Source organism: Pseudoalteromonas sp. K222D (genome assembly GCF_017653575.1).
GTDB classification, from domain to species: Bacteria; Pseudomonadota; Gammaproteobacteria; order Enterobacterales; family Alteromonadaceae; genus Pseudoalteromonas; species Pseudoalteromonas nigrifaciens.
Window position 1 is genome coordinate 42,143 of sequence record NZ_JAGGDL010000024.1, and the last position, 11,911, is coordinate 54,053.

Annotated in this window: 13 protein-coding genes; all 13 read left to right on the forward strand. The window is 41.1% G+C overall.

Translation table 11 applies throughout. From position 1 onward, the window contains the following. Positions 1–5 precede the first annotated feature (5 nt). The 13 genes from rsmG to glmU all read left to right on the forward strand — a co-directional run bounded on the left by rsmG (position 6) and on the right by glmU (position 11,112). A complete protein-coding gene (gene rsmG / locus J5X91_RS12410; RefSeq protein WP_011329636.1) occupies positions 6–626 on the forward strand; it encodes a 16S rRNA (guanine(527)-N(7))-methyltransferase RsmG in 621 nt (206 codons plus the stop codon). Between the two features lie 14 nt (positions 627–640). Further along, the gene (locus J5X91_RS12415) at positions 641–1,426 is read left to right on the forward strand and encodes a ParA family protein (protein WP_011329635.1); all 786 of its coding nucleotides are present in this window, start codon (positions 641–643) and stop codon (positions 1,424–1,426) included. 20 nt (positions 1,427–1,446) lie between these two features. Beyond that, a complete protein-coding gene (locus tag J5X91_RS12420) occupies positions 1,447–2,373 on the forward strand; it encodes a ParB/RepB/Spo0J family partition protein (RefSeq protein ID WP_086996472.1) in 927 nt (308 codons plus the stop codon). A 142-nt stretch (positions 2,374–2,515) separates the two neighbouring features. Further along, positions 2,516–2,896: an ATP synthase subunit I gene (locus tag J5X91_RS12425; protein ID WP_011329633.1), complete on the forward strand. Its 381-nt coding sequence runs from the start codon at positions 2,516–2,518 to the stop codon at positions 2,894–2,896. Between the two features lie 14 nt (positions 2,897–2,910). Further along, a complete protein-coding gene (atpB, locus tag J5X91_RS12430; protein ID WP_011329632.1) occupies positions 2,911–3,768 on the forward strand; it encodes a F0F1 ATP synthase subunit A in 858 nt (285 codons plus the stop codon). A gap of 59 nt (positions 3,769–3,827) precedes the next feature. Further along, positions 3,828–4,061, forward strand: coding sequence for a F0F1 ATP synthase subunit C (gene atpE / locus J5X91_RS12435; protein WP_011329631.1), 234 nt, complete (start codon positions 3,828–3,830; stop codon positions 4,059–4,061). A gap of 41 nt (positions 4,062–4,102) precedes the next feature. After that, entirely contained in the window at positions 4,103–4,573 is a 471-nt protein-coding gene (atpF, locus tag J5X91_RS12440; protein ID WP_011329630.1) for a F0F1 ATP synthase subunit B, read from the forward strand. 16 nt (positions 4,574–4,589) lie between these two features. Further along, entirely contained in the window at positions 4,590–5,123 is a 534-nt protein-coding gene (gene atpH, locus J5X91_RS12445) for a F0F1 ATP synthase subunit delta (protein WP_011329629.1), read from the forward strand. 14 nt (positions 5,124–5,137) lie between these two features. Further along, positions 5,138–6,679 carry a F0F1 ATP synthase subunit alpha gene (gene atpA, locus J5X91_RS12450; protein ID WP_011329628.1) on the forward strand — a complete coding sequence of 514 codons (1,542 nt, stop codon included), beginning with the start codon at positions 5,138–5,140 and terminating at the stop codon, positions 6,677–6,679. 60 nt (positions 6,680–6,739) lie between these two features. Continuing rightward, on the forward strand, positions 6,740–7,600 hold the full coding sequence (gene atpG / locus J5X91_RS12455; RefSeq protein ID WP_011329627.1) for a F0F1 ATP synthase subunit gamma: 861 nt from the start codon (positions 6,740–6,742) through the stop codon (positions 7,598–7,600). A 33-nt stretch (positions 7,601–7,633) separates the two neighbouring features. Next, complete coding sequence (gene atpD / locus J5X91_RS12460) at positions 7,634–9,019, forward strand: F0F1 ATP synthase subunit beta (protein ID WP_011329626.1); 1,386 nt, start codon at positions 7,634–7,636, stop codon at positions 9,017–9,019. A 14-nt stretch (positions 9,020–9,033) separates the two neighbouring features. Further along, a complete protein-coding gene (locus J5X91_RS12465; RefSeq protein ID WP_011329625.1) occupies positions 9,034–9,456 on the forward strand; it encodes a F0F1 ATP synthase subunit epsilon in 423 nt (140 codons plus the stop codon). A gap of 297 nt (positions 9,457–9,753) precedes the next feature. Beyond that, the gene (gene glmU, locus J5X91_RS12470) at positions 9,754–11,112 is read left to right on the forward strand and encodes a bifunctional UDP-N-acetylglucosamine diphosphorylase/glucosamine-1-phosphate N-acetyltransferase GlmU (protein ID WP_089368914.1); all 1,359 of its coding nucleotides are present in this window, start codon (positions 9,754–9,756) and stop codon (positions 11,110–11,112) included. Positions 11,113–11,911 lie beyond the last annotated feature (799 nt).

Genomic DNA, 11,911 nt, shown 5'->3' on the forward strand with positions numbered 1-11,911 from the left:
ACCTAGTGTTACAGCAACAATTAACTACATTGTTAGCGCAAACTAATATTGCGCTAACCGAAAAACAACAGCAACAGCTGGTTCGTTACGTTGAGTTATTAACTAAGTGGAACAAAGCTTATAATTTAACCTCAGTACGCTTACCTGAAGAAATGATGGTTAAGCACATAATGGACAGCTTAGTTGTTGCACCTCATTTACCCGGTCATCATTATATTGATGTAGGAACTGGCCCTGGCTTACCTGGTATTGTATTAGCGATTGCATTACCTAACACTCATTTTGTGTTACTTGATAGTTTAGGTAAACGTGTACGTTTTTTAATGCATGTTAAACATGAGCTAGGACTTGATAACGTCACTCCGGTGCAGTCAAGAGTTGAAGAATATCAGCCAAGTGTTAAATTAGATGGTGTACTCAGTCGCGCATTTGCTTCATTGCAAGATATGGTTGACTGGTGTGGACACTTAATTGATCATTCAGGAAAATTTATTGCCCTTAAAGGTGTGTTCCCTAGCGAAGAGCTAGAGTCATTACCGACTGGCGTTAAGTTTGAGCAAAAAATTGCATTAGAAGTACCTAATTTAGATGCACAACGACATTTAATTATTCTTTCTAAAGACTAGGGATCAGAGACACTGTGGCAAAAGTCATCGCATTAGCAAATCAAAAAGGTGGTGTAGGTAAAACTACAACCGCTGTTAACCTCGCTGCATCTATGGCTGCAACAAAACGAAAAGTGTTGTTAATTGATCTCGATCCGCAAGGTAATGCCACTATGGGTAGTGGCGTAGATAAGTATGGCGACGTGCCAACTATTTACGATTTGCTGATAGAAAACAAGCCAATTGAAGAGGTTATAATTAAAGAAACCTCTGGTGAATATCATATGATTGCTGCAAATGGTGATGTAACCGCTGCAGAAGTAAAATTAATGGAATTATTTGCCCGCGAAGTACGTTTGCGTAATGCGCTGGAAAAAATTCAAGACCAATATGAATTCATTTTTATCGACTGCCCTCCTTCTTTAAATATGTTAACAGTAAATGCCATGGCTGCAGCCGACTCTATTTTAGTCCCTATGCAATGTGAATATTATGCGTTAGAAGGTTTAACCGCATTAATGGACACCATTACGCAACTTGCCAAGTTAGTTAATCCTAAGCTACAAATTGAAGGCATACTTCGTACTATGTACGATCCGCGTAATCGATTAGCTAATGATGTATCAGAACAATTAAAACAACATTTTGGCGATAAAGTTTACCGCACAGTGATCCCGCGTAATGTTCGCTTAGCCGAGGCACCAAGTTTTGGTGCACCAGCGATGTATTATGACCGGGCATCAAGTGGTGCTAAAGCATATTTAGCACTGGCTGGTGAAATGTTACGCAGAAAAGAAAAAACAACGCCAGTTGTCGCCTAACTTTGAGGTAAAAAAATAATATGTCTGCTAAAAAAAGAGGTTTAGGCCGAGGACTCGATGCGCTGTTAAGTTCATCAAAACCTGCACCAACAAGTAGCAATGAGCAAAATTCGTCAAATACAACTGACATTATGCACAATGTAACGCAATCTCAACAAAGCGAATTACAAAAATTACCGATCGAATTTTTACACTCGGGTAAATATCAACCGCGTAAAGATATGTCGGAAGAAGCATTAGAAGAGTTAGCTAGTTCAATTCGTGCGCAAGGCATTATTCAGCCAATTGTAGTGCGCCCTATTGCTCAAAATAGCTATGAAATTATTGCCGGTGAACGTCGTTGGCGTGCAGCGCAAATTGCTAAGCTTGATACTGTACCTTGTATTATTAAAGATGTACCCGATGAAGCTGCGGTTGCTATTGCTTTAATAGAAAATATTCAGCGTGAAGATTTAAATGCCATGGAAGAAGCGGTTGCTTTAAACCGTTTACTAAATGAGTTTGAATTAACGCATCAACAAGTAGCCGATGCCGTTGGTAAATCTCGTACTACAGTGACTAATTTATTGCGTTTAAATAATTTAAATAATGACGTAAAAACATTGTTAGAACACGGCGATATTGAAATGGGCCACGCTCGTTGTTTATTAGCGCTTGAGGGAGATACGCAATCTGATGCGGCGCGTTTAGCTGTGGCTAAAGCACTTACAGTGCGAGAAACCGAAAAGCTTGTACGTTCAATTTTAGAGCCTGTAGCCGCTAAAGAAGCAACAGAAAAAGATCCAGATGTTAAACAGTTAGAGCAACAACTCGCTGAAAACATAGGTGCCAAAGTAGAAATAAACTATAACAAAAAAGGCAAAGGTAAGTTGGTTATTTCTTACACAAACCTTGATGAATTAGATGGCATTTTAAACCGTATCAACCAAGACTATTCCCAGCATTAATAAATAACATGTCTAAAATGAGACAATTGTCGTTATTTTACACCACAATACAGCTACTCAAGTTGCAAAACTGGCAGGATTAAGTATAATTTCGCCAGTTTTCATACCCTGACAATTAGAACGCCATTAAGGTTAACTAAACGTGACGAATAAGTTAGCAAGACCATATAGGCTTGCCGCATTGAAATTAATTCTTCTGCAGGGAGTAGTAGCGTTAGTTACTACAGTAATTATTTTTTTAGGTTGGGGAATAAATGCCGGGCTATCAGCATTTGCTGGAGGCACCGTAGCAGTACTCCCCCACTTAGTATTTGCCCTCTACGCATTCAGATATATGGGTGCGAGTAAAGCAAATCAAGCGTATGCCTCGTTAAAACGCGGCAACGGACTAAAATTTATGCTAACAATCATATTGTTCGCGCTAATACTAAAGCTTTACCCGGTAGTGTTACTGCCTTTTTTTAGTGCTTATGTGTTGGTGTTGTTTACTGGATTGTTTGCACCCGTTTTTTTTAAACATTAACTTTGGGATATAACATGGCTGCAGAAGAAGTTACTCTATCTAGCCATATTCAGCACCACTTGACCAATGCGAAGATGTGTTCGACCGATGCCGGTTTAGCCTTCAATAAAGCATGTGCGGATAGTGGATTCTGGACATGGCATGTGGATACCCTCGCATGGTCTATCGGATTAGGTCTAATATTTTTATGGATCTTCCGTAGTGCCGCAAAAAAATCAACACTTGGTGTACCAGGAAAATTTCAGTGTTTTATTGAAATTATCGTTGAGTTCGTTGGCGACAACGTACGCGATACCTTCCACGGTAAAAGTAAGCTTATTGCGCCATTAGCCCTAACGATATTCGTTTGGGTGTTCTTAATGAACTTAATGGACTTAATCCCGGTTGACTTTTTACCATCATTTGCAGGTTTCGTTGGTGAAACAGCATTCGGTATGGACTCACACGACGTGTACATGAAAATTGTACCGACTACCGATATTAATATGACCTCTGCACTTGCGCTGGGTGTATTTATTTTAATGGTTGGTTTTGCAATAAAAATCAAAGGCATTGGCGGCTTTATTAAAGAACTAACGCTTCACCCGTTTAGCTCTAATAACGTGTTTGTGCAAATTTTATTGATTCCTTTCAACTTGTTACTTGAGCTTATCGCATTGGTTTCTAAGCCATTTTCGTTAGCACTACGTTTATTTGGTAACTTGTATGCAGGTGAATTGATTTTCATCTTGATTGGCGCAATTGGTTTTATGCAGTTACCACTGCACTTTGTATGGGCAGTATTCCATATCTTAGTTATTACACTGCAAGCATTCTTATTTATGATGCTGACCATTGTTTACCTAAGCATGGCAAGTTCAGATAATCACTAATTTATAATCTTTACCTTTAATATTTAACTTTAATTACAATTGAAACTTTGGAGAAAAAAATGGAACTAGTATTAGGTCTTAAGTACATCGCAGTAGCTTTACTAATTGGCTTCGGTGCAATCGGTACAGCAGTTGGTTTTGGTAACATGGGCGGTAAATTCCTTGAAGCATGTGCGCGTCAACCTGAGCTTGCACCTTCGCTACAAGTTAAAATGTTTATCCTTGCTGGTCTAATCGATGCTGTAGCAATGATTGGTGTTGGTATCGCTATGGTATTGTTGTTCGTACTTTAATTTTATTTTTTGAACAGCTTACTATTTAAGGAGGAGCGGTTGTGAATTTAAACGCCACTCTTATCGGTGAATTGATTGCGTTTACGGTGTTCGTACTTTTTTGTATGAAGTTCGTATGGCCACCACTAAACGGTGCAATTGAAGCTCGCCAGAAAAAAATCGAAGATGGTTTAGCTGCCTCTGATAGAGCCGAAAAAGACTTAGAACTAGCGCAAAAGAAAGCTGCAGAACAGCTTAAAGATGCCAAAGTTCAAGCGGCTGATATCATAGACCAAGCTAAAAAGCGTGCTGTGCTAATTGTTGACGAAGAGACAGTTCGTGGTCAACAAGAGCGTGAAAAAATCATTGCTCAAGGGCACTCTGAAATTGAATCAGAGCGTAACCGTGTGACAGAAGAGCTACGTAAGCAAGTAGCAACTCTGGCAGTGGTTGGCGCACAGAGAATTTTAGAGCGTGAAATTAATCAAGCTGCACATAGTGACATCGTTGAAAAACTTGTCGCTGAGCTGTAACTAGGAGGGTATGAGCATGTCTGAATTGACTACTATCGCTCGCCCATACGCTAAAGCGGCTTTTGAACTTGCCGTTGAAAAAGGCACTATTGAAAGTTGGAACGAGATGTTATTTTTTGCTGGCCACGTTGCTAGCAATGAAAAAGCATCTGCGCTTCTAGCGGGTATGCCTACTGCTACTACACAAGCTGAATTATTTATTCAAATTTGTGCTGAGCAGCTCAACGAACAAGGTCAGAACCTAGTTAAGGTGATGGCTGAAAATGGACGTTTGATCGCACTACCAGCAGTTGCACAGTTATTTGCTAAATTTAAAGCAGAATACGACAAAGAAATCGACGTTGATGTGATTTCGGCAACCCCTCTTGTTGCAGCGCAACAAGAGTCATTGGTAGCGGCACTTGAAAAACGTTTCGCACGCAAAGTTAAGCTGAATTGTAGTGAAGACGCAGCAGTAGTTGGAGGCCTTATTATTAAGGCGGGTGACACTGTAATCGACGGCTCTATTCGCGGTAAATTAAACCGCTTAGCCACAACACTACAATCGTAATTGGGAAAAAGAGCATGCAACTTAATTCCACTGAAATTTCAGATCTGATCAAACAACGTATTGAGCAGTTCGAAGTTGTAAGTGAAGCTCGTAACGAAGGTACTATTGTATCTGTTACAGACGGTATCATCCGCATCCACGGTCTAGCTGACTGTATGCAAGGTGAGATGATTGAGCTTCCAGGCAACCGTTATGCTATCGCACTAAACCTTGAGCGCGACTCAATTGGTGCAGTAGTAATGGGTCCGTACGCGGATCTTACTGAAGGCGTAAAAGTATATACAACTGGTCGTATTTTAGAAGTGCCTGTTGGTCCTGGTCTACTTGGTCGTGTTGTTAACACACTAGGTGCTCCGATCGATGGTAAAGGCGCGCTAGATAATGACGGGTTTGAACCTGTAGAAAAAATTGCACCAGGTGTAATCGAGCGTAAATCTGTAGATGAGCCAGTACAAACTGGTTATAAATCTATCGATGCGATGATTCCAGTTGGTCGTGGTCAACGTGAACTTATCATTGGTGACCGCCAAACAGGTAAAACTGCACTAGCAATCGATGCAATCATCAATCAAAAAGGCACAGGCGTTAAGTGTGTGTACGTTGCGATTGGTCAAAAAGCATCTACTATTGCTAACGTAGTTCGCAAATTAGAAGAGCACGGTGCATTAGCAAATACTATCGTAGTTGTTGCATCTGCTTCTGAATCAGCGGCACTTCAGTACTTAGCACCGTTCGCGGGCTGTACTATGGGTGAATACTTCCGTGACCGCGGTGAAAACGCTTTAATCGTATATGATGATTTGTCTAAGCAAGCAGTTGCTTATCGTCAAATTTCATTACTACTTAAGCGCCCACCAGGTCGTGAAGCATACCCAGGTGACGTATTCTATCTTCACTCTCGTCTTTTAGAACGTGCTTCGCGTGTAAACGCTGAATACGTTGAAAAGTTCACTAATGGTGAAGTGAAAGGTACAACTGGTTCATTGACGGCATTGCCAATCATTGAAACTCAAGGCGGCGACGTTTCTGCGTTCGTACCGACTAACGTTATCTCTATCACCGATGGTCAAATTTTCTTAGAAACTGACCTATTCAACTCAGGTATCCGTCCGGCAGTAAACGCTGGTATTTCGGTATCGCGTGTTGGTGGTGCTGCACAAACTAAAATCGTTAAGAAACTAGGTGGCGGTATTCGTCTAGCCCTAGCTCAGTACCGTGAATTAGCTGCGTTCTCGCAGTTCGCGTCTGACCTTGATGATGCAACTCGTGCTCAACTTGAGCATGGTGAGCGTGTAACAGAGCTAATGAAGCAGAAACAGTACGCGCCAATGTCTGTTGCTGAAATGTCTTTGTCGTTATTTGCTGCTGAAAAAGGTTTCCTTCAAGATATCGAGATCGCTAAGATCATGGATTTTGAAGCGGCTTTACTTTCGTATGCAAATAGCACATACGCAGAGCTTGTGGCTCAAATCAATGAAACTGGTAACTACAACGCCGAGATCGAAGCGCAACTTAAAGAACTTCTAACGAAGTTCAAGTCTACGCAAACTTGGTAATATAGTTATTAATGGTGCGCTTTAGGAAACTAAAGCACACCTTGATTCGGAGAGAGAGTCATGGCCAGCGGAAAAGAGATTAAAAGCAAGATCGGTAGTATTAAAAATACTCAAAAGATCACTAGCGCAATGGAAATGGTTGCTGCGTCTAAAATGAAAAGGGCGCAAGAACGCGTTGCTACAAGCCGTCCATACGCTGCAAAATTACGCACAGTGATTGGTCGTGTTGCTCAGGCAAATCTTGATTTTACCCACCCTTTTTTAGAAGAGCGTGAAGTAAAACGAGTTGGTTATATTGTTATCTCTACAGACCGTGGTCTGTGTGGCGGTTTAAACTCAAATGAGTTTAAAAAAGTTGCACTAGATATTAAAGCATGGAAAGAAAAAGGTGTAAGCGCAGAGTTTGCAACTTTAGGCAGTAAAGCTGCTGGTTTCTTCCAACGCTTTGGTGGTCAAGTCCTTGCTAAAAAAGCAGGCTTAGGAGATAAACCTTCAATTCAGGATATAATTGGTCCTGTAAAAGTAATGCTTGATGCATTCTCTGAAGGTAAAATTGACCGTTTATTCTTGGTATACAACAAGTTTGTAAATACCATGAAGCAAGAGCCAACAGTAGATCAGTTACTCCCTTTGCCAAAAGCTGAAGAAGAAGTATCTGCCCACACATGGGATTACTTGTATGAGCCAAACCCAGACGCTATTTTAGAAGCGTTGTTAGTACGGTTTGTTGAGTCTCAAGTATACCAAGGTGTAGTTGAAAATGCTGCATCTGAGCAGGCTGCCCGCATGGTTGCAATGAAAGCTGCAACAGACAATGCCGGCGACCTTATGGATGAGTTACAGCTTATTTATAACAAAGCTCGCCAAGCAGCAATCACACAAGAAATTAGTGAGATTTGTTCTGGTTCAGCAGCGGTTTAATGCTTCAGGCAAAGATTAACGAGAGGAATAGACATGAGTTTAGGTAAGGTCGTCCAAATTATCGGTGCCGTTGTGGATATTGAATTTCCACAAAACAACGTGCCAGCCGTATATGACGCGCTAAGAGTAACAGATGGCGATTTAACTGGGTTGACTCTAGAAGTTCAACAACAGTTAGGTGGCGGTGTGGTACGTACTATCGCTATGGGTACTACAGACGGTTTGCGTCGTGGTGCTTCGGTAATGAATACAGGTGAGTCGATTCAAGTTCCAGTTGGTAAAGCAACACTTGGTCGTATCATGAACGTACTTGGTGAGCCAATCGATGAAGCTGGCCCAATCGGCGAAGAAGACCGTATGTCTATTCACCGTGCAGCGCCTACTTACGAAGAGCAATCAAGTTCAGTTGAGCTTTTAGAAACTGGTATCAAGGTTATCGACCTTGTATGTCCATTCGCTAAAGGTGGTAAAGTTGGTTTATTCGGTGGTGCCGGTGTTGGTAAAACCGTAAACATGATGGAACTTATCCGTAACATCGCAATCGAGCACAGCGGCTACTCAGTATTCGCCGGTGTTGGTGAGCGTACACGTGAAGGTAACGATTTCTACCATGAGATGAACGATTCAAACGTACTTGATAAAGTATCGCTTGTATACGGTCAGATGAACGAGCCTCCAGGTAACCGTTTACGCGTAGCGTTAACAGGTCTTACTATGGCTGAAAAGTTCCGTGACGAAGGTCGCGATGTACTTTTCTTCGTAGATAACATCTACCGTTACACACTTGCTGGTACAGAAGTATCTGCACTTCTTGGTCGTATGCCATCAGCGGTAGGCTACCAGCCTACACTTGCTGAAGAAATGGGTGTATTACAAGAGCGTATTGCTTCTACTAAGACGGGTTCAATCACTTCAATCCAAGCGGTATACGTACCTGCGGATGATTTAACGGATCCATCTCCAGCAACTACCTTTGCTCACTTAGACGCAACTGTAGTACTTTCGCGTGATATCGCGTCACTTGGTATCTACCCAGCGGTAGACCCACTTGATTCATCTTCACGTCAACTTGACCCACAAGTAATTGGTCAAGAGCACTACGATACAGCACGTGGCGTTCAAACAGTTCTTCAGCGTTATAAAGAACTTAAAGACATCATTGCAATCCTAGGTATGGACGAGCTTTCTGACGAAGATAAGCAACTTGTATCTCGTGCACGTAAAATCCAACGTTTCCTATCTCAGCCATTCTTCGTGGCAGAGGTGTTTACAGGCGCGTCTGGTAAATACGTATCACTAAAAGATACAATTTCTGGCTTTAAAGGCATCTTAAACGGTGAATTTGATGACATGCCAGAGCAAGCGTTCTACATGGTTGGCTCTATCGAAGAAGCTCAAGAAAAAGCCAAAAGCATGTAACTTAGGAGGGGAGTATGGCAGCTATGACTGTACATCTTGATGTAGTAAGCGCAGAGCAGAGTTTGTTCTCTGGCCGTGTTGAATCGATTCAAGTTACTGGTAGTGAAGGTGAGTTAGGCGTTAATGCTGGTCACGCTCCACTACTTACTGCCCTTAAACCTGGTATGGTACGTTTAGTTAAGCAATTTGGTGAAGAAGAGTTCATCTACATTGCTGGCGGTACATTAGAAGTACAACCTAATCTAGTGACTGTTCTTGCTGATACAGCTGTTCGTGGTGAAGACCTTGACGAGCAAGCTGCAGAAGCTGCTAAACGTGACGCTGAAGCTCAAATGGCGAAAGGTGCATCTGCTGAACTTGATTATAATCAAGCCGCAGTGCAACTAGCTGAAGCAATTGCTCAGCTACGCATTATTCAGCAATTACGTAAAAAGTAAGCCTATCTGGTTTTTAAAAGCCCACATAACGTGGGCTTTTTTGTGCCTGTAATATAAATCAGCAATGTTATAAAAATTATAAATTTACTTTTTGTGCTCACTATTTATCCCTTGTTACTTATATCCATCACTAATCCCCGTTACAATAACGCCATTGAAGTGTCTGAGTGTTTCAGCCAAGATTCAGTAGTCAGTAATTAAGCTACTGAGTATTTGCACATGATGTGATTTACATAATCTACTGTGCACCAGTACGCGCTTATTTAGCTAAAACAACGAAAAAAGGAAATTGTTTTAATGTCTCTAACAACGGTTATTCTTGCAGCGGGTAAAGGTACTCGCATGCGCTCAGCGCTACCTAAAGTTCTTCATAAAGTGGCTGGCAAACCTATGGTGCAGCACGTTATTGATAACGCAAAAGCACTAGGTGCAACTACTACTAACTTAGTTTACGGTCATGGTGGCGAACTATTACAACAACAACTGGCCAACAACAACGTAAATTGGGTACTCCAAGCTGAGCAGTTAGGTACGGGTCATGCAGTAGCGCAAGCCAACTCTCATGTTAATGACGATGATACAGTGCTGATTTTATACGGTGACGTGCCTTTAACTAAGCAATCAACGCTTGAACGTTTATTAGCTGCGACACCTAAACATGGTTTAGCGGTATTAACCGTAAATTTAGCCAATCCAAATGGTTACGGACGTATGCTACGTGTTGATGGCAAGTTAGTGGGTATTGTTGAGCAAAAAGATGCCAGCCCAGAGCAATTACTTATTAGCGAAGTAAATACCGGTATTATGGCCGTTAATGGTCGATTGCTAAAAAGCTGGTTAGGCAACTTATCTAACAATAATGCACAAGGCGAATATTACCTAACCGACATAGTGGCAATGGCGCATAGCGAAGGTGTCGAAATTACATCAGCTCAGCCAGATCACCCAATGGAAGTAGAAGGCGCTAATAATCGTATACAACTAGCTGGTCTTGAACGTGCGTACCAAGCATGGCAAGCAGAAGAGTTAATGCTTAATGGGGCAACACTTGCCGATCCTGCCCGTATAGATGTTCGCGGAACAGTCACCACCGGTGAAGATGTACTAATAGATATAAACGTGATTTTTGAAGGCAAAGTGACTATAGGTCATAACGTTGAAATTGGACCAAACTGTGTGCTCAAAAACTGCAGCATTGGCGATAACGTTATAATAAAAGCTAATACACTCATAGAAGATGCAACAGTTGCTGCTAAATGTACGCTTGGTCCCTATGCCCGCCTTCGCCCAGGTGCCATTATGGAAGAAGACTCACATGTTGGTAACTTCGTCGAAATGAAAAAAACCCGTTTAGGTAAAGGCTCTAAAGCTAATCACTTAAGTTACCTAGGTGATGCTGAAATTGGCGAAAAGGTTAATATTGGCGCGGGTACTATTACCTGTAACTATGACGGCGTTAATAAAGCAAAAACCATTATTGGCAACAATGCCTTTATTGGTTCTAACTCATCGCTTGTTGCACCCGTAAATATTGGTGCAATGGCAACAATTGGTGCAGGCTCTGTTATTACGAATACAGTAGCAGATGAGCAACTAGCTATTGCTCGAGGCAAACAGCGTAATTTAGATGGCTGGAAACGCCCAGTTAAAAAATAACGACTTATATTTAGTTAAAAAGTATAAGTAGATAGAAGCGAGTTATTAACTCGCTTTTTTATTGTCTGAACAATATGAGCCCCCTACTCTACATCAGATATTTAACTGAGTATTTTGCTAAACCTTAAAAGGTGTAAAGTACCGGCTTTTAACTTATTTAGAGCTACCCAGTAAAGTACTATAACTAAGCCGCATTTAATTATTTAAACATAACATTTAAACTAAACAACCTACCTTCTACCTAGCGTAACTATAACTTCCCTATTACTGCCATTTATTTGGTGCTTTTTTAAGCTTAAACTTCATTGCAAGCCTTTGTTTGTATGCCTTTTATACAATATTCATTTAATTGTCATAAAGCGGAAATAAAGTGTTGACCCTCACTCGTTTATCCCTATAATGCGACCCCACTGAGACGGGAAACGTCAACGCTTAGCGAGACACGAACTACTCAGAGAGTTAAATAAAACTTCGGTTTTAAATCTTCCAAAAGAAAGTTTAAAACAAAGTATTGACTCGAAAAATAAAGGATGTATTATACGCATCCCTTGAGACGCTAAAGCGACTCAAAACGTTCTTTAACAATATAAAGCAATCATCTGTGTGGGCACTCGTACAGATTGAGTTCTAACAGCCAAGCTTAGTTCGCTAAGTAAGGCAAACAAATTAGAGTCTCAATTGAAAACTGAGTGACCAACAGAAGTAACTTATTTATAAGTTGCTTCGGCACAGTCAATTCAATATCGAAAGATATTAAAATAAATTCAGAATTCATTGAGCTGTCGAAAGACATAAAACT